This is a genomic window from Paenibacillus sp. J23TS9 (genome assembly GCF_018403225.1).
In the GTDB taxonomy this organism is placed as follows: Bacteria; Bacillota; Bacilli; order Paenibacillales; family Paenibacillaceae; genus Paenibacillus_AQ.
This window is the reverse complement of sequence record NZ_BOSG01000001.1, coordinates 1,488,454-1,506,237: the sequence shown is the minus strand read 5'-3', so window position 1 is coordinate 1,506,237 and position 17,784 is coordinate 1,488,454. Positions and strand designations below refer to the sequence as shown.

Here is a 17,784-nt window from a genome sequence, read left to right as displayed (position 1 = left end):
ACCTTAAATGTAATAATAGTGTTATAATAGGTGAAAATTTTGAGCGAAAATACCGTAATTGGATATAAAAATATAAATATATTGAGGCAGTGGTCATTTGCAAATCAAAGATTTCAGGATCGACCAAAACTTAAAGGAACGAACCGAGCATCGAACAGTCATACTCCCGGTTGCTTGTTACGAAACGACGATTACCCAAAACATTCACGGACATATACCGCTCCATTGGCATGATGAAATTCAGTTTGTTCGGATTGTCAAAGGAGAGGCCGTTTTTCAAATTAATGAAGAGAAATTCATCCTTCGGCAGGGCGAAGGCATCTTTATCAACAGCGGCTGCTTGCACATGGCGGAAGATAGAAATGAATCGGGCTGCGTCTATATCTGTTTAAATGTTTCTCCTCATTTTGTGGTACCGAGAGAGCTTTACGCAACGCATGTTGCCCCGTATATCCAAGCGACAAATTTATCTTATTTGTATTTGGATTCTTATCAGCCTTGGGGAAAAAGCATTTTAGAAGCCATGATGTGCATTCATGATTGCATTCAACGAAAACCGCTAAACTTTGAAATCGATGTTTCGATGCATCTGACATGTATGTGGAAAAACTTAATCATGAACTGTTTTCAACTCACATACGACCCTTCGGAAGCAGTCAAAAGTGAGCGGATGAAGCAGATGTTAAGCTGGATCGATATCCATTACGCAGAAAAAATCACATTAAATGATATCGCCAGGGCCGGTCAATTGAGCCGTTCGGAATGCTGCCGCTATTTCAAACGGATTCTAAACACGACTCCGCTGAATTATGTGATGGATTACAGGCTTCAGATAAGTTTGCTCCTGCTGCAGCAAGACGGTTCTAACGTTACGGAAGTGGCCTATAAGGTTGGTTTTAACAGCACCAGCTATTTTATTGAAAGATTTCGAAAGTCAATGAACATGACGCCGCTGGCCTACAAAAAATCAAAAATGGATGCGTGATTGTTATCAGGACGCGACGGCAGTCACTTGTTTAAATGATCTGAAGGAGCATGTGCGAAATTAAGCATCCGTTTGCCGCTATTTTATTAAATTTACCTCCTAAGTGAAAACATGTCCCTTTCTTATGGATAAGTGATGTTATTGACACACGCATTCCTCTACTAGAGTACATAAAATATAGGATCAAACGTTATGAAAGTGGGTGGGAAACGTTGCCGAATAACCATGTTTTCAATTATCCCCTCCATGATCCTTTAGGTTCTGCGGAGCCATCTTATACAGCGGCTCAATCAGGGGATTATTATGTAATCACAACAGGAAACCAGTCAGTTATCCAAGCGAACGGTTTCCTGGCACTACAATTAACTGTTCCTGCAAATTCAAGAAAGACGATACGATTTGATAACATTCGAGCTTCATCATCATCTGACACGATTCTTAGTCTCTATCGTAATGCGACTCTGAACGTTAGTGGAACATCGGCGACACCTCGAAATGCCAATTGGGCCTATCCCGATGCGAGTGTAGTCACTGGAAGTTGGGTTTCGCAAAATGCAAACCCGACAAGTGGCGGTGTACTATTTCAAGTAGTGCACCAATTGGGAGGAGCAGTAGACGTTGATTTAAACGGCGAACGGGTCATTCCACCCATGACGACAAATCAAACATATTACATTCTATTGGAAAATTCAGTAGCCAACACTCAATTATCCATCAATATTAGTTGGTGGGAAGTGTAGGGGGACAATAAATCCTTTAACCTTGAGACACTTAAATTGCTCGATAAAGACCTTCCTAATGGCTGTTGGGGCTGAACACTTGGTATTCGTTAAATAAAAAGGGAATACATTCAGAAGCCTTTATGCAAGCTGGAGAACTTGAGAGGTTGCCACAATAGAGGCGATTTAGAAGATTATCGATATGTACCGCGAACATAAAATCACGAGAAAGACAGAGGAACCGTCGGAAGCGGATGAGCTGCATCAAGGTTTTGCTCTCATATTTGGCATTGCGTGGGCTTTTCTCGAGCATTACATTTTGAAGCAACCTGAGAATTTTCAGAAGCCTTGGACGTTGCCGATAACTGGAACAAAGCGGTATGAGAAGGCATAGACTATGGTCGCGATATGTGAAGGAATTGGACTCCGTTCAGGCGAGCGTCTTACGAGGGCAAAAGCAAAAATCCGTGCCGAACGCCTCACATTTGAAATGCAAGAGATTCCGGATCGCCTCGATTCCGTTCTGGAGGCCATCTATGCTGCTTACGGGAGTGGGTGGGACGAGGCAGCCATGGCCGATTCTCCTAGAAGAAGATTGGCGGAGGAAGCAATCTATCTGGGAAGGCTGCTTCTCCAATTGGCCCCCCGCAAACCTGAGGTCTATGGTCTGTTGGCAACCATTGCTAGTGGACTTAATCACAGATGTTTCTGTCCGGCAATTTCTAAGCCGTCAGGCTTCCGCGATATAAATAAATGTGGCATCGAAAAAATGTCTCCGAAGGGCACCCTACTAGGGTGCCTTAAACTTGCCGTCACAGACATCGAGGGGACCCATCGCCCAACACAAGACGACAAGGTCCTACTGCGTCTTGATGATCCTCATTCTTGAATTCCTACTGAAATAGAAAATGCCCTCATACGAAATGGGTCTTAGTGATGAATCACAAATGATATATGTAATATTGACAGCATTCAAACGTAAGTGAGATTTACCCAATAATACAAAGCGATTGACGAAACAAAGTAAATTATTTTTCACTAGCGCTTATGATTAATTTTCAATTGAGTGGAGCGGCCCTCTTTGATGTTAAGTGCCAGAATCACGCACAACACAAGCAGTCCCAGCATTAAATACACCGAGTTGATCCACGAAGCACTGTCCCCTTTTACAAGCTGCATACCCAATATGACAAGCACGCCACCTAGGTTTCCGGTCAGCATAATCAGTCCCGTCGCCTCTCCGGCATATCGCTCACCAGCCAGACGCTCCGTATGCGACAGCAGCAAAGCGTAACCGGGCAGGAAGATGAATCCGAGCACAGCGCCCAAAACAAGCAGAAGCATATATTGATCTATAGTACATATCAAATAGACCAGCACAATGGAGATCAGGCAGCTAATCCACAGGAAAGGCTTCATCGTACCGAGCTTATCGGATATACCTGGAATGATGCTCGAACCAACGATACCTCCAATGATCAGCATTCCCCCGATCAAGCCCGCCCCTTCGGCATCAATGCCATTTGGTTTTAGAATCGGCTCAAGCCATGAGGTCAGGCCGTTAAAGAAGCCGAGTGCGAGCAGCGCAATGACCGAAATCAAAAGGAGCTGCCGATTACGCAGCAGCGGAATATAATCTCGCCAGCTGATACCGCCGGATTCACCTATCATCCGTTCATCCAGCTTATTTAGCGGATTTGGATACGCTACAAGCGCAAAGAACACTGCCGACACGATCGTGATCACCGCAAAAATGGCCATTGTCATTTGAAGTCCTGCCGCGTCTACAAGCATCGGTGTACCTGCAAGCGCTAGGGCCATACCTGCGAACATGCCAGCGGTTCCCACTCCGGTCGCCATTGCCTGCTGCTTTTGACCGAACCAATCGACCACCAGCTTGGAAATCCCGTTTATTACATACGGCTGCCCAATGGCAATCCCAATCTGTCCAATCAGCAGCCACATAAAACTGTAGTCCATCATCCGAACACAGGCGAATATGGCCATAAGTAAGCCGCCGATTCCGATCCCGAACCGGTAGCCATTGCGGTCAATGACGATTCCGGCATGGATGGAAAGAAGCACATAAATGAGCGGAAAAACAATCAACAGCCAGTTGATATCCGATTCCGTCACATGATAAGTTGTTTCCAGCATTGTAATCAAGGGAGCAAAATTAAGCCAGAGCATTTGGCTGATACCTGCCAGTATCGTAAAGCTGATTAATACGGTGTAGCGATTTGTAAAACGATGCCGCTTGGCAAGTGCGTTCAACTTCAGTCCCCCCTGTAAACCATGAATAATTATAATTATGACAATACTTCGACCTTTAGTTGAATATTCCTTACAAAATGTAAAAGCAGACTCATCCATTGCTAAGCAGGGCTTTTATAAAAAAGTTGCTCAATTAATTCATTATAATAGAAGGGGAATGTGGAGGAATAAAACGATAGCGTCATTCGTAATTTATATATTGAACATATTGAATTGAAATGTGGTGATTCGGATGAACTCAACGGAAAGAATACCTTTGTATCAGATGGTTCAAGAGTATATACGAGACTTGATAACGTCGCAGATATTAAAGGTTGGAGACCGTATACCTACGGAAAAGGAACTCATGGAGCGTTTCGGTGTAAGCAAAATTACCGTTGTTAATGCCCTGTCCGGTTTGGTTAACGAAAAAATCATCACTAGGGTGCCCGGAAAGGGGACTTTTGTAAGCAATCCTGAATTTGAAATTTCAACGACAGTTCCTAAAGGTGCCGTAAAGCCTATCCAGAAAACTAGCGGAGAAATGCGGACACGATTGATCGGTCTCATTATGCCCAGCATCTATGACTATTTCACCATTAGACTTGTACATGGTATTCAGCAAGCATTAAATGAAAACGATTACCGCTGCATTATCTATTTATCGGAGGGCAGCATTGATAAGGAAAAAGAGGCTATCCAGACATGTAGTAAAATCGGAGTGGAAGGGTTACTGATTTTCCCGGTTGACGAGGAATTGTTCAACGAGGAAATACTAAGCATGAAATTTGCGGGATTTCCGTTCGTTCTCATCGACCGTTACCTCCCAGGGGTGGAAACTCATTATATAGCATCAGACGGTAGGCTAGGCGTTAACATGGCCGTAAATTACCTGTGGGAGCTTGGGCATCGTGATATCGCGATATGCTCCGATTCGCCGTTACAAACCGTTACCGTTCAAGAGCGGATCGATGGATATATGAATGCCTTCAAGGAAAAGGGAGCTTTAATTAACCCTGCCCACATCGTAACCGGTTTTGAAATCGGAAGCCTTGAGCAAGCCGAAACACATCCGCTGTACCGCTATATCCAAAATCGAATGGCTACGGCTTATATTACGCTAAATGGAAGTCTTGGAGTGAAAATTTATCAGATTGCGCGTCAAGTTGGATTGAAGGTGCCTGAGGATATATCAATCATCAGTTTTGACGATCCGACTTCTATCATCGAAGGATACAGCACTTTTACGCATGTTAAACAGTTTGAACGAGACATGGGCTACCGCGCGGCTTACACGCTGCTTGAGGTTATTCACAGTGATGACGGGCAACACGGAAAATACATTAAAACGCTAGTGGAGCCGGAATTGGTGATAGGCGAGACGACGGGGAAAAACATTTTCTCCTCATGATATCCCCCCGTTTCTCCTTAAATATATGTTACCTGTTAACGAGTCCGACGGGCCTTCGATTCGAACCTGACAAGGGGGACGAGGCCAGTTGGACTCTTCTATTAGGTCGGGTCTAATGAAATTGATTCATGTATATATTGAATATGATGTATCCTTACCAAGGAATAAAAGCGCCTGAAAAGAAGGCGGAAAACGGGTCGCTTAACCCGTTATCGATAACCTCAAGAACAGGATCCCCACATGGCCAACAGCAGCTTCCTTTCTCCATGTATCACCCAATTAATGAACGAAACCGCCAGAACTTCTTTTCAACCGGTTACTTTTTATCTAAATGAAGAAATTAAGGAATTTTTCTTACACCATATTGAATATATTTAAACTATATAAATGAAACCGTTTGCAATAGAGGAGGGGGACAGTCGCTATATTCCTTACGAAAAAGTGAGACCGGAATTTTTGATATCAATGTTCACGAGCTGGAGAAGTCCATTTATGTTCTACTTTCGAATTTAAACGTTACCGTCTGGGTGAACCTGTACACAGGCTTTCAGATGTCTGAAGCATAGCTTGCCGGTTTATTGGAAGAGCGCATAGAGCCACTGGATATCAACGACCAGACACTGAGCCTTACCTTCACACCTTTCGAGATTATGACCCTTAGATTGACCGCTCTATCCAGTACGACGAAGATGTAGGAGGTGTTCGGAGAATGGTATCCAAAGATGTTGTTATCCCTGGATTTGAACAATTAAAAAAGAACAGAAAACTAGTTAAAATATGGAGTTTCAGGCATATCTATTTATTTATTCTTCCTGCTATTATATGGTTTCTGGTTTTTGCTTACTATCCGATGTACGGCATTTTAATCGCGTTCAAGGATTACAAATTCAATCTGGGGATATTGGGGAGTCCGTGGGCAGGCTTTAAATATTTCGAACAGTTTTTAAATGATTCCAGTTTTTACGATGTACTCCGGAATACGTTATCCATTAGTGCCCTTAAACTTATTTTCGGATTTCCGGCTCCGTTGATCCTAGCCTTAATGCTCAATGCAGTCATGCACAAAAAATTTAAAAGAGTGTTTCAAACGGTTTCCTATCTGCCGCACTTCGTCTCGTGGGTCGTTGTCGTTACCTTACTTCAAAAAATCCTGTCTCCGAACGTGGGGCTTATCAATGACATTCGGTATCAAATGGGTTTGGATCCGATCTTTTTTATGGGAAAGCCGGAATTATTCTACCCATTGGTCATCATTTCCGACATCTGGAAAGGTATAGGCTGGGGCTCGATTATTTATTTAGCCGCATTAACGAATATCGATCCGCACTTGTATGAAGCTGCAGAAATCGACGGAGCAGGTCGATGGAGCAAACTATTCAAAATCACGCTTCCATGCCTGACGCCAACGATAGCCATATTGCTCATATTCTCCCTCAGCGGAATACTGAACGCGGGTTTTGACCAAATCTGGTTGATGCAGTCCCCAGCAACATTAAGCGTATCGGAAATTCTGGACACGTATGTCTTAAAAACAGGCCTCCAACAGGGGCAATTAGCATATTCCACGGCCATTGGTTTATTCAAGTCCGCGATCTCACTGTTTCTCATTGTTGCGGTAAATAAAATATCCAAACGCGTGAGTGACGTATCGTTATGGTAATAACTAGCGCTGATGATGAGGAGGTGTGTATATGGGTGTAAGAAGGCTGACGCTGGCAGATAGATTATATATGACGCTGAACTATTCGGTGATGCTTTTATTCTGCGCTACGGCACTCTATCCATTCATCTATTTTCTAGCCCTTTCTTTCAATGACGGCTACGATGCGATGAAGGGTGGAATCTACTTTTTTCCTCGAGTATTTACACTAGAAAACTATGCGAAAGCTTTTAGCAATCCTTTGATCTTAAATTCGTTTTACATTTCCATTTCCCGAACGCTTGTGGTAACAATTGGCTCCGTATTTTTGACGGCCTTATTAGCGTACGCACTTTCGCGGAAAGGTTTGCCCGGAAGAAAATATATCGTATTCTTCTTTTTCTTTACCACATTGTTCAGCGGGGGTCTTATTCCGACTTTTATCCTGTACCGGCAGTTACATATCCTGGATACGTTTTGGGTGTTGGTATTGCCGTCCCTATATAGTTTTTTCAATGCGATCATCATGAAAACCTTCTTCGACGGGATCCCTGATGGTCTGTCGGAATCGGCCCGAATAGACGGAGCTAGCGAGTTGTCGGTCTTTGCAAGAATCATCCTGCCTCTATCGATGCCGGTACTTGCTACCATTGCCTTGTTTGTCGGGGTGGGCGTGTGGAATGACTGGTTTACCGGTCAGTTTTTCATACAGAATGAGAAACTGCAGCCAGCAGCTACATTCCTTAACAAGATGATCAGCGAAGCGTCTTTCCAGTCGATGACGTCGTCGTCGGGTAATAGCGGATCTGCTATTCAAAACATGACTGAGTCTCAGATGGAACTGCGAGGTGTAACACCGGAAGCCTTGAGGATGACTTTCGTCATCATTATCACGACCCCGATCATCTGTGTATATCCATTTCTTCAGAAGTATTTCGTAAAAGGGGTCCTAGTAGGTTCTCTTAAGGAGTAGTTGGTATAAAAGGGTAAGCCTTTTATATAAAAACGTCCAATGGAAGGGGATTGTAGGATGAGGAAAAACAGGCGTAGGAGTGTTCTTGGTATGACACTGATCGCTTTACTGCTTTTAGTGACCATGACGGCATGCTCGGGGACAGGTAAAGAAGAGGAAACAGGCAAGGTTGATACGGGTACGGCGAAAGAGTCAGGTACGAATGAAATAAAGCCGGCAACCTTGACTTTCCTCAGTGCTTGGAACGGTGGCGGAGCCGGTTTCCCGCAAGACCAGAAGAATAATCCCGTAGCGCAAAAAATCAGGGAAAAAACCGGGGTAACGTTAAACCTGGAATCCATCACAACAAGCGAAGTAGAAAAACTAAACACCATATTTGCTTCCGGCACGGTTCCGGATATTGTTAACGCACCTTTCTGGTCTACAACAGGAGGAGAAGGACAAGTAATCAAGAAGGCGGCCGCGGAAGGACAGCTTCTGGATTTAACCCCTTATCTCGATAAATACCCGAATATTAAAAGACTTGTGACCACTGGAATCGCGAAGGACTTTGCCGAGTTCGATCTCAATAGTCCCGACTTTAAAGGCAAGACGTATCTCATTCCTACGGAGACCCCCGACGGAACCCCCGAGAGCATTCATAATTGGAATTACGGCCTGTTTGCCAGGGGAGATATCCTGAAAGCTTTAAATGTTAAGCCGGAGGATATTGATACACAAGACAAACTATATGATCTATTGGTCAAGATCAGAGATGGCGGTTTCAAGGATATTGGAGGGAAGCCGGTCATCCCGGCCGGAACCATGTGGAACGGATGGGATTACGGCCAATTCCTTGCCGGGTGGACGGATTACTCGATTTCGGACTTCCGTGAAGTGGATGGAAAACTGATCCACTGGACGCAGTCCAAGGATTATGAAGCTAGGTTGTTATACATGAGAAAGTTAATAAAGGAAGGTTTGTTTGATCTCGAAGCCTTCAACAATACGAGTACGACAGCGAATGAAAAGCTCACGACGGGCAAGCTTGCCATATTCGGAGCCCAACCGATGTTAGCTGATTTACAAAAAACGCTTTATAAGACAAATCCGGAAATGCAATATGAACTACTCGGACCAATGAAGAATAAGAACGGAGACATTCGGACTCAGGTTGAAAAACCCGGCCGTTCCGGTTTCCCTGTCCTTTTCTTAAGCGCTAACATCAAAGATCCCGATGCGGCATTGCGGTATATTGATTATGTCAACAGCGAAGAAGGCCGATTGCTTGCGAATTTCGGAATCGAAGGAACGCACTATACCATGGAAAACGGGGTACCTCAATGGATTCCTGATGTAAAAAAACAATTCGATGACAATCCGGATCTGAAAAGAGACGCAGGGCTCAACTATCTTCCAGGAAGGTTCATCGGTGCATTCTCCTCTGATGTCACTTGGCCTACGCCTGAAGATCAAAAAACGAAGTGGCAAAAGTTGGAGGAGAGTTTCTCGGCTAAAATGCCTATCAAAATCATCGACAAAGTAAGCGCCAGCTACCTTGCCAGAGAGTGGCCCAAATATCAGGATTTTATAAGTAAAACCAGCAGTTTGAATTTCGATGAGGAATTTAAGAAAGCGTTTTTTGCGGCATCAGATGAAGAAGCTCTAAAAATGCTTCATAGTGTTCAAGAAAAATTCAAAGCTGCCGGCGTGGATGAAATGGCGGCGTTCGTGGCTCAAAAAGCCGCAGAAAGAAATGATATAGGTTTCTAAAGAAGGTCCATGTTGGGGTGGCGTCATTGCCATCCCAAATCTCTTTTAACAGCACTCAAATTCATATGATCTGATTAAACGATTACAGGGGGGAAACGCATGTTGAACGTTGCGATGTTAAGTAAGTGGCATGTGCATGCCGCAGATTACGCAAGAAGGCTGCAAAATCATGGAAACGTTAAGCTCACGGCCGTCTGGGACGAACAGCCTGAACGCGGAAGCGAGTGGGCTGCCCAATTGGGAACGGATTTTGAAGCGGATTTGGACACTCTGCTGCAACGGGAGGACATCGATGGAGTCGTGGTTGACGCTCCTACAAGTATGCATGCAGACATCATGGTAGCCGCCGCTGAGGCCGGTAAACACATTTTTACCGAGAAAGCCATGGCGCTTACTGTCCAAGAATGCGACCTTATTTCTGCAGCAGTACGCAAAGCAGGCGTCAAGTTCTGCATTTCATTTCCCGCTCGCACAAGGCCGCACCAATTGTTCGCGAAGCAGCTGATCGATGACCATGTATTAGGGGCCATTACGCTTTTGCGCATTCGTAATGGCCACGATGGTGCTTTGAATAATTGGCTCCCGGATTACTGGTATGATGAGAAGCAAACAGGGGGCGGAGCCATGATGGACTTGGGTTGTCATCCGATGTACATCGCCAGTTGGCTGCTTGGTAAGCCGAAAAGAATCACATCCATGTTTCATTATTTCACCAATCGAGCAGTAGAAGATAATGCGCAGTGCTCTATTGAGTTCGTAAACAATGCGGTCGCACTGGTCGAAACAAGCCTGGTTACGTACAATACTCCTTCTGCTCTTGAGATTTACGGTACGGAGGGCACCTTGATCATCTCAGATGATACAGTCAGAGTCATTTCGAAGAAGCTCGATTTACCTTTTTCCGGATGGGTTTCACCCAATCAACTCCCTCAAGAGCAGCCACTTCCGATCATCCAATGGGCAGACGCATTGATTCATGGCAATCCGATGCCCTTCGGACTGGAAGACGGGAAGAAATTGACGGAGCTATTGGAAGGGGCATACGTCGCTCATAAGGAGAATCGAACGGTAGAGTTCAAATAACGCGGGGGAGGGAATTCAATGAGAACCGTAAAGGTAGGGATCATCGGCTGCGGAATGATTGCGGGCGGCAAACATATGCCGTGTTTGTCCAAGTTAGACAATGTACAGATGGTGGCCTTCTGCGATTTGAAGCCGGAAAGAGCCGAGGAAGCGGCACAAAAATACGGCACACCAAGCGCAAAGGTGTTTACAAATTACAAGGATCTGCTTGCGATAGAAGATATTGAAGTCGTACATGTGCTTACACCGAACAGCTCTCATGCGACGATTTCAATTGATGCTCTCGAAAGCGGCAAACATGTCATGTGCGAAAAACCAATGGCGGTCACAGGTGTGGAGGCTAAAGCGATGTATGAAGCCCACTTGCGAACAGGCAAGAAGCTAACCGTCGGATACCAGAATCGTTCCAACGCTAAAAGCCAACTGTTAAAAAAGATGATCGCTGATGGGGAACTTGGAGATATCTATTTAGCAAAAGCTGTCGCTACCCGAAGAAGAGGCGTACCTACGTGGGGCGTGTTTCTTGATAAAGAAAAGCAGGGGGGCGGTCCTATGATCGATATTGGAACCCACTCCCTTGATCTGATCTTATGGTTGATGGATAACTATGAGCCGGAGAGTGTCGTCGGCAGTGTTTTCCATAAACTGAAGTATACTGAAAATGCCGCGAATGAATGGGGAGCCTGGGATCCTAACGAATTCGAGGTCGAAGATTCGGCGTTCGGGTATGTGAAATTTAAAAATGGAGCTACAGTCATCATTGAAACCAGTTGGGCCCTAAACATTGCGGAAGGTGGCGGCAACCTGCTTTGCGGAACGAAGGGAGGAGCGGATTTTATAAAAAATGAACTACGGATCAATGGCGAAAGGAACGGGAGCTTGTTCCTGAATCATATCGATGTGAATCCGAACGCAAGAGAGCTATTCAGGGGAGAAGAAATGACAGATTTCGAGTATGAGGCCAAACAATGGATTCACAGTATCGTGAACGATACCGAACCCTTGGTTAAACCGAGGGAAGCTATGATTGTTTCACAAATATTAGAAGCGGTGTATATATCCGCAGATACAGGAAAAACCGTTTATTTTGATAAGGAATAAGGACGTGAAATAAAGAGTTTTTTGTTAGAACGATATATGTTCTTGTCAAAACCAGACGAAGGCTTTTTGTTATAGCGGAACAAGTTCTTATCGCAAGACAAGAACCTGTTCCGATTGCCGATAAGATATGATGCAGCATACGTGATGAATAAAAAAACAAGTCATCCCTTATTTTTTGAGTACCTTAGAATCCTGTTGTACATCGTTTTGTTCTTCAACGTGTTAAAGATGGTCATGTCAGGCCGGGTATTAATCTCCAAGACCCAGAGATTCATTTTATTATCAATTGCTATATCAACTCCAAATGCCCGTTTGCTTCTATAATTTCCACCAAGGACAGTGCTTGCGTCTTTCCCTAATTTCTCAATTTTTTGAATAAACGTTCTCCTTGATTCGCCACTCAGATGTGATTTGAGTAAGGTATCTATAGGTAAGGGAGTTCCTCCAGAATGAAAATTTGTTACTACTTTATTACGCTTCGCTTGTCTTCCAATAATCCCCGTAACATCTAATGTTCCTTTTCTATTTTTTTGTACCATAACTCTAATATCGAATGGACGATTATTGTGTTTCAACAGTTCAATTCCTTCTTGAACAATATATTTATCCCTAACTAGAATACTTTGAATTGGAATATATAAGTCATTTAATGAACTAAAGATACGCGAATTCGAACCGGTGCGTAAAATAAGACTATTTTTGCCCCTGGTGATTCTATATATCCCATGACCACCTGTTCCCTCATCGGGTTTTAAGTAAACAGATCCATACAATCCCAGCATTATTTTAATGTTAGACAAAGTTGCTTTTCGAGTGTCTGGCAAGAATATGCGTATCATTTTATATTTCCTCATGAAATCGTACTTTCCCAATTTCCCCATTTTATATTTCACCTTTTTCACAAGATCTACCTCCAATTGCTTTGCAATCTGGAATTCATAGGTTTACGTTTCAACAGGGGTAATACGGTTTTCTCATCAAAAAATAGACCATAGGTTTCAGGCCAGCTATTTCAGATTCATCCTTCAGCAGTTGCATTCCTCCAGTCACTTGGATCAATTCACAAGGTGAAATGTTCGCTTCTATCTAAGCAATGATCAATCTCCTTTATTCACATACGTTACGCTTCAGACTCCGTTCAGGACAGTGCGGATACCTATTTGATTGCTTGTCACTAAAAATAAAGGGATGACAAAGTATTGACTTACGAATTGGCATGTACGGCAACCCGATGGCTTTCGGCTATGCCGGTTTGGGTGGCATGATTGGATTTGCCGATCCAGCGAAATACCTTGCAGTGGCGGGACTGTGTAATCATATGAAGGTTGGAAGGGGAAAGCGGTCCCCTGATCGACTTGTATCTGATCTAACCGCGTGAAACTAAGTATGCTGAATCATAAATTTATACCTTGAAAAGAAAGGCCCGACTACGTTTTATAGTCGGACCTTTCTAATCATTCGTGGCGGCAGATATAGATAAACAACAAGGCATGGAATGAAATCCGTTCACCTTAAGAGTGGTCATCTCATTTAAGGGGTATCACAATCTCTCTGGATCGACTGATAATTCTGATTATGATGTTAGGAATGATCAGCAGCAACACAATGGAGCCATAAACGCCAATGATATAGCTGGTAGCATAAACAAGACCGAATCCCTGATGAAAAAGTGAAGTGATGAGATGAATCAACATGTTTGTAAAACAAAAGGCGTAACTTCGGATCATCCAGTTCCGGTGACGGATGATCCGTTTCTTTTTGATTTGGACGAGCGCCGTAATGGTTATAAGCAGCCATATCATATTTAGCACATTGAACCCCATACTGCTTATCTTTCCTCCGGTGGCGTAAGGCGCCATATATCCGGAAGTCATCACGACAAGAAGTACGGACACCAAATAAACGTAGCCGTTTATGCGATGGAACTTTCGGCTCTTTTCAAAGATTCGATTCGAAAAGTTGAGCAGCCCCGCCGCCATGGCGATACAGGCAAAAGTAACATGAACGTGCATTACGTTTAGCCAGACCGGGAGATTTAGCTCGCGCTTCAGTCCGGTTTTATGGCTTAAAAATGCCCCGGCTCCGGGATGGATTATAAAATTTTCCACCAAGACGTAAAGGATAAATACAATACTGACACAGGCCAAAAGTCCGTATAATGTTTTCAGCTTCTTCATGCAATCTATCCCCTCCCGCGGCTCCAAATTGATGACCAAACCACAATTCCGGGTCAGGAAACCCGCTTGCCTGTCAATTTTGATGCCGGCAGTATCCCGGCCTTGGCGATTCCGGTCATTTGATCTCCGTCCGCGTCAACTTCGAACTTCAGATTTAAGCGTATGGGTTTCGTGATGCTCAGCGACCAGATAAGCTTATTGTCCAGAAGTACGGGATTTACAAACTCGATCGTCTCATCCCCTTGAGTTGCCTGCCCTTGGATTATTCCATTAGTTGTGGAGATGGAGAGTTTGACCTGCAGTTTCCCGACTGGCGTAGCGATTGTCGTGTCCCAATCCCCGTCGAAGATAGATGCCTGCGTGACTTCGTCATGCGGGCTGCCGTAAGTCATTGGCGCTATGTCCGTAGCGATGTTCGGCTCATCCCCCGTCGGTGCTTTATGACTGCCAGGCGCCACTCCTGTTTCTCTCCAAACGGTCCCCCTGCGTTCAAATTCGAACAGCTGCTCTACCGCGTGTGCGATACGAGGTCCAAGCTCGCGTTCAACGAGATATAGCGCTACATCGAGTCCCGAAGTAACGCCGCCGCCGGACACCAGGTTGCCGTCGTCCACGACGCGTGCTGAAACGGGAATGGCACCGGTTGCTCCTAATACATCAATACCCAGATGATGCGTTACTGCCGGTCTGCCTTCCAAGAGCCCTCCCATGGCCAGCAGCAGGGAACCTCCGCAAACCGTTGCGATGACGATGTCTTTGTGCCCGAGTGCCTGTCCAATCATACCGGTCAACTCTGTATTCATTGCACGGTTTAGAATAGCCGGGATCGAATCAGGACCGTCTGCTTCGACGTCGCCGGCTGCGCCGGGAACGAGAATGATACCCGCACGTTCCGGGTTCAGCCGGCCGCTGGCCTCAATTTTTAACCCGTTGATGCCGCTAACCACGGACCTCGGCCCTTCGGCGGTGACGAATTCTACGCATAATGCGTTTTCAGCATGCATTGCAGCGGCGCAAAAGATCTCGTAAGGTGCAATGGCATCCAGAAGGTCGAAGCCATCAAAAAGCACGATTTGAACCGTTAACATCCATAAACCTCCCCATTAGTTTAACTTGTAGCGATCAGAAATTTGTTATTTTGTCAGAAGAGCTTTCAGCCTGTGATATTCCTTCTCGTCAATTTCACCTCTGGCCATCCGGCCTTTTAGAATCCGTGCGATGTCAAGGTCCTTTTGATTGTAATCCCCGTACCGATGACGAATCGCATAGATTCGAACTGCCACAAAACAAAAAAGTGTGAGACAAAATAGAACTCCGAATGGAAAAAATGAGAAACTGCCATGTTCCGATCCCATTGAAAACCTCCTTCATCAGATTACTGCGTGGGGGACAAGTCACTTCCCGCGATATTGGCCTTCCGTGTACGCAAGAAAAATCATATCAAATGAATATCTCAAACGAAGTTGTTAAAAAGTCACAAAACAATAAACAATACATCACAAATCAGGTGGATACGTTAGTTTCCCGCGGAAAGATGATAAACTAGAATTCAGAGGTGGGATATTCATGAGCGAAGTAAACACGATACTGGTTGTAGACGATGACCAAAGTATCGTTGAATTATTGAGGGACTTTTTGGAGAATGATAATTTTCACGTTATAACAGCTTGTGACTCCGCAGAAGCATGGGCCTTATTCCAACAAAGCTCCATTCACTGCATTATTCTTGACATCATGATGCCGGGACAAAACGGATTTGATTTATGTCGTCAGATTCGGGCAGAGAGCAACATTCCTATCCTTTTCTTGAGTGCTCGCAGCGATGATGTGGACAAGATTCGGGGACTGACTCTCGGCGGCGATGATTATATCGTCAAATCCGCTTCACCTGTAGAGATTGTTGCTAGAGTGAAAGCCGTATTGAGGCGTTCCTTTTCCCAGAAGCAAATGGATGGAAGGATCCTGGATTATGGACGCATCAAATTAAATCTGTCCACAAGAGAAGTGATCGTGGAAGGAAAAAAAGTCGATCTCACACCAAGGGAATATGAGTTGTTGAGATTATTTGTTGAATACCCCAGACATGTTTTTTCATATGAACAATTGCTTGCAAAATTTTGGGATGGTGTGGGTGATAAGCATACGATTCGGGTCCATCTCAGTCGGCTTCGCGAGAAAATCGAATCCGATCCGAACCATCCGCAATTCCTGGTCAACGTATGGGGAGTAGGGTATCGCTTCGAGGGAGGATAAAATGAGAACACTACGCATTCGTACGTTTACTGTGCTTTGCTTTTTCTTCATACTTTTATTACCGTGGATCTTTTTTCTTACAACTCACTATATGGACACTAAAACCCTTAGCTTCACAAAAAATCAGCCGCAAAATGGGACTCTCCAAAGACAATTGACTGAGACGATTCACCAGATCGAAGCGGGATCCGACAAATGGACGAATCGAAATTGGCAGAATCAATTACATAAAGAGTTGCGGAAAGCGAAGATGGATGTGGCTATTCTATCCGAATCAGATCAGGATATTTATCGGTCTAATCCGGAGCGTCGCGGCGCATTGTCGTCAACCGAACGGTTCTCCGTCATAGAGGACGGTCATTTGCTAGGAAGGGTTATTCTTTATCTGCCAAAATCAAATCCAGTCCCAATGATTTCGATATTTTTCGGATTACTACTTGCTTTCTTTGTTGTCGGTATTGAAATGAGACGATTCCTTCTTAAACCCCTCGAGAAGATGAGCGTTGCAGCCAGAAAAATTGCAGCAGGAGATTGGGATATGCAATTACCCTTGTCTAGGATCACAGAAATCACTGAAGTCCGCGACGGATTTGAAGTGATGGTGAAGGGGCTTCAAAAATCATATCGGAAACAAGTGGAATTGGAAGAAGAGCGCCGATTCGTGATTGCTGCTGTCGCACATGATTTACGGACACCGTTGTTCGCCTTACGGGGTTATTTGGATGGCCTGGAACAAGGGATTGCTCAATCACCGGAGAAAATAACAAAATATGTGGCGGTTTGTAAGGAAAAATCGGCACAATTGGATCGGCTGGTAGAGGATCTTTTCACATTTACAAAAATGGAGTATTTGGAGACGAAACTTAACAACAAGGCTGCTGATCTTAAGCTCATATTCCAGAAGTCGATTGACAGTCTGAGTCCACTGGCTTGGCAAAAACATATCTCGATTTCGAACCATGCTGCAGACGATTGCATCATTAACGGCGACACGCACTTATTGGAGCGTGCCATGAACAATCTTTTGGATAATGCGGTCAGACACACACCTTCCTATGGTGAAATTGTTGTTCATTGTTATAAAGACGGTAACAAAGTAAAGTTTACGATACGTGATACAGGTCCGGGTTTCTCATCAGAAGAACTACCACGGGTTTTCGATCCTTTATATCGTGGTGAAGAATCTAGAAATCGTTCAACAGGAGGGAGCGGATTAGGGTTAACCATTTCACAAAGAATTGTTAGTCGACACGGAGGTGAACTTGCAGTAAGAAACCATTCGGAGGGTGGAGCACTGCTGGAAGGTTGGATACCAGTAGCTAACCCACACTAAATATTGGGGTAGAGACAGCAGAACGCGAAATACATTCGTTAACAATTATGTTGCAAGTGAACTAGCACAAAGCAGACCAATAGTACTACCTATAAATGAACAAGA

The 17,784-nt window shown here is 44.5% G+C and carries 17 protein-coding genes; 12 read left to right on the top strand and 5 right to left on the bottom strand.

What is annotated here, in order from left to right; all coding sequences use genetic code 11:
* Positions 1-97: 97 nt before the first annotated feature.
* The 4 genes from KJS65_RS07270 (at position 98) to KJS65_RS30155 (ending at position 2,593) form a co-directional block, all read left to right on the top strand.
* Positions 98-985 carry an AraC family transcriptional regulator gene (locus KJS65_RS07270; protein WP_213649218.1) on the top strand — a complete coding sequence of 296 codons (888 nt, stop codon included), beginning with the start codon at positions 98-100 and terminating at the stop codon, positions 983-985.
* 212 nt (positions 986-1,197) lie between these two features.
* Entirely contained in the window at positions 1,198-1,725 is a 528-nt protein-coding gene (locus tag KJS65_RS07265; protein WP_213649217.1) for a hypothetical protein, read from the top strand.
* A 181-nt stretch (positions 1,726-1,906) separates the two neighbouring features.
* On the top strand, positions 1,907-2,098 hold the full coding sequence (locus tag KJS65_RS07260; RefSeq protein WP_213649216.1) for a hypothetical protein: 192 nt from the start codon (positions 1,907-1,909) through the stop codon (positions 2,096-2,098).
* A 3-nt stretch (positions 2,099-2,101) separates the two neighbouring features.
* A complete protein-coding gene (locus KJS65_RS30155) occupies positions 2,102-2,593 on the top strand; it encodes a DUF6596 domain-containing protein (protein WP_306432960.1) in 492 nt (163 codons plus the stop codon).
* A gap of 149 nt (positions 2,594-2,742) precedes the next feature.
* Here the strand turns inward: KJS65_RS30155 and KJS65_RS07255 are convergent, their stop codons facing one another.
* The gene (locus KJS65_RS07255; RefSeq protein ID WP_213649215.1) at positions 2,743-3,978 is read right to left on the bottom strand and encodes an MFS transporter; all 1,236 of its coding nucleotides are present in this window, start codon (positions 3,976-3,978) and stop codon (positions 2,743-2,745) included.
* 232 nt (positions 3,979-4,210) lie between these two features.
* On the opposite strand from KJS65_RS07255, the gene KJS65_RS07250 reads away from it, so the two are divergent.
* From KJS65_RS07250 to KJS65_RS07225, 6 genes are all read left to right on the top strand, one after another.
* A complete protein-coding gene (locus KJS65_RS07250; RefSeq protein WP_213649214.1) occupies positions 4,211-5,368 on the top strand; it encodes a GntR family transcriptional regulator in 1,158 nt (385 codons plus the stop codon).
* A 709-nt stretch (positions 5,369-6,077) separates the two neighbouring features.
* On the top strand, positions 6,078-7,028 hold the full coding sequence (locus KJS65_RS07245) for an ABC transporter permease (RefSeq protein ID WP_213649213.1): 951 nt from the start codon (positions 6,078-6,080) through the stop codon (positions 7,026-7,028).
* Between the two features lie 31 nt (positions 7,029-7,059).
* Positions 7,060-7,980 (top strand): carbohydrate ABC transporter permease, encoded by a 921-nt coding sequence (locus KJS65_RS07240; RefSeq protein ID WP_213649212.1) that lies wholly within the window; start codon positions 7,060-7,062, stop codon positions 7,978-7,980.
* 90 nt (positions 7,981-8,070) lie between these two features.
* Positions 8,071-9,732 carry a type 2 periplasmic-binding domain-containing protein gene (locus KJS65_RS07235; RefSeq protein WP_213649211.1) on the top strand — a complete coding sequence of 554 codons (1,662 nt, stop codon included), beginning with the start codon at positions 8,071-8,073 and terminating at the stop codon, positions 9,730-9,732.
* Positions 9,733-9,831: 99 nt separating this feature from the next.
* Positions 9,832-10,815, top strand: a complete 984-nt coding sequence (locus tag KJS65_RS07230; protein ID WP_213649210.1) for a Gfo/Idh/MocA family protein — start codon at positions 9,832-9,834, stop codon at positions 10,813-10,815.
* An 18-nt stretch (positions 10,816-10,833) separates the two neighbouring features.
* Positions 10,834-11,916, top strand: coding sequence for a Gfo/Idh/MocA family protein (locus KJS65_RS07225; protein ID WP_213649209.1), 1,083 nt, complete (start codon positions 10,834-10,836; stop codon positions 11,914-11,916).
* Positions 11,917-12,077: 161 nt separating this feature from the next.
* Here the strand turns inward: KJS65_RS07225 and KJS65_RS07220 are convergent, their stop codons facing one another.
* The 4 genes from KJS65_RS07220 to KJS65_RS07205 all read right to left on the bottom strand — a co-directional run bounded on the left by KJS65_RS07220 (position 12,078) and on the right by KJS65_RS07205 (position 15,448).
* Positions 12,078-12,818, bottom strand: coding sequence for a YheC/YheD family protein (locus KJS65_RS07220; RefSeq protein ID WP_244864423.1), 741 nt, complete (start codon positions 12,816-12,818; stop codon positions 12,078-12,080).
* Between the two features lie 624 nt (positions 12,819-13,442).
* The gene (locus KJS65_RS07215) at positions 13,443-14,093 is read right to left on the bottom strand and encodes a DUF2306 domain-containing protein (RefSeq protein WP_213649208.1); all 651 of its coding nucleotides are present in this window, start codon (positions 14,091-14,093) and stop codon (positions 13,443-13,445) included.
* Positions 14,094-14,146: 53 nt separating this feature from the next.
* Positions 14,147-15,181, bottom strand: a complete 1,035-nt coding sequence (locus KJS65_RS07210; RefSeq protein ID WP_213649207.1) for a DJ-1/PfpI family protein — start codon at positions 15,179-15,181, stop codon at positions 14,147-14,149.
* 45 nt (positions 15,182-15,226) lie between these two features.
* Positions 15,227-15,448, bottom strand: coding sequence for an SHOCT domain-containing protein (locus tag KJS65_RS07205; RefSeq protein ID WP_213649206.1), 222 nt, complete (start codon positions 15,446-15,448; stop codon positions 15,227-15,229).
* Between the two features lie 211 nt (positions 15,449-15,659).
* On the opposite strand from KJS65_RS07205, the gene KJS65_RS07200 reads away from it, so the two are divergent.
* Both KJS65_RS07200 and KJS65_RS07195 read left to right on the top strand, forming a co-directional pair.
* On the top strand, positions 15,660-16,346 hold the full coding sequence (locus KJS65_RS07200; protein ID WP_213649205.1) for a response regulator transcription factor: 687 nt from the start codon (positions 15,660-15,662) through the stop codon (positions 16,344-16,346).
* Between the two features lies 1 nt (position 16,347).
* On the top strand, positions 16,348-17,679 hold the full coding sequence (locus KJS65_RS07195; RefSeq protein WP_213649204.1) for a sensor histidine kinase: 1,332 nt from the start codon (positions 16,348-16,350) through the stop codon (positions 17,677-17,679).
* Positions 17,680-17,784 lie beyond the last annotated feature (105 nt).

Excerpts from the sequence above, each read along its gene's own strand:
- KJS65_RS07200 (WP_213649205.1), top strand. The coding sequence starts at position 15,660 with ATGAGCGAAGTAAACACGATACTGGTTGTAGACGATGACCAAAGTATC.
- KJS65_RS07230 (WP_213649210.1), top strand. The coding sequence starts at position 9,832 with ATGTTGAACGTTGCGATGTTAAGTAAGTGGCATGTGCATGCCGCAGAT.
- KJS65_RS30155 (WP_306432960.1), top strand. The coding sequence starts at position 2,102 with ATGGTCGCGATATGTGAAGGAATTGGACTCCGTTCAGGCGAGCGTCTT.
- KJS65_RS07210 (WP_213649207.1), bottom strand. The coding sequence starts at position 15,181 with ATGTTAACGGTTCAAATCGTGCTTTTTGATGGCTTCGACCTTCTGGAT.
- KJS65_RS07235 (WP_213649211.1), top strand. The coding sequence starts at position 8,071 with ATGACACTGATCGCTTTACTGCTTTTAGTGACCATGACGGCATGCTCG.
- KJS65_RS07215 (WP_213649208.1), bottom strand. The coding sequence starts at position 14,093 with ATGAAGAAGCTGAAAACATTATACGGACTTTTGGCCTGTGTCAGTATT.
- KJS65_RS07240 (WP_213649212.1), top strand. The coding sequence starts at position 7,060 with ATGGGTGTAAGAAGGCTGACGCTGGCAGATAGATTATATATGACGCTG.
- KJS65_RS07205 (WP_213649206.1), bottom strand. The coding sequence starts at position 15,448 with ATGGGATCGGAACATGGCAGTTTCTCATTTTTTCCATTCGGAGTTCTA.
- KJS65_RS07225 (WP_213649209.1), top strand. The coding sequence starts at position 10,834 with ATGAGAACCGTAAAGGTAGGGATCATCGGCTGCGGAATGATTGCGGGC.
- KJS65_RS07245 (WP_213649213.1), top strand. The coding sequence starts at position 6,078 with ATGGTATCCAAAGATGTTGTTATCCCTGGATTTGAACAATTAAAAAAG.
- KJS65_RS07250 (WP_213649214.1), top strand. The coding sequence starts at position 4,211 with ATGAACTCAACGGAAAGAATACCTTTGTATCAGATGGTTCAAGAGTAT.
- KJS65_RS07260 (WP_213649216.1), top strand. The coding sequence starts at position 1,907 with ATGTACCGCGAACATAAAATCACGAGAAAGACAGAGGAACCGTCGGAA.
- KJS65_RS07195 (WP_213649204.1), top strand. The coding sequence starts at position 16,348 with ATGAGAACACTACGCATTCGTACGTTTACTGTGCTTTGCTTTTTCTTC.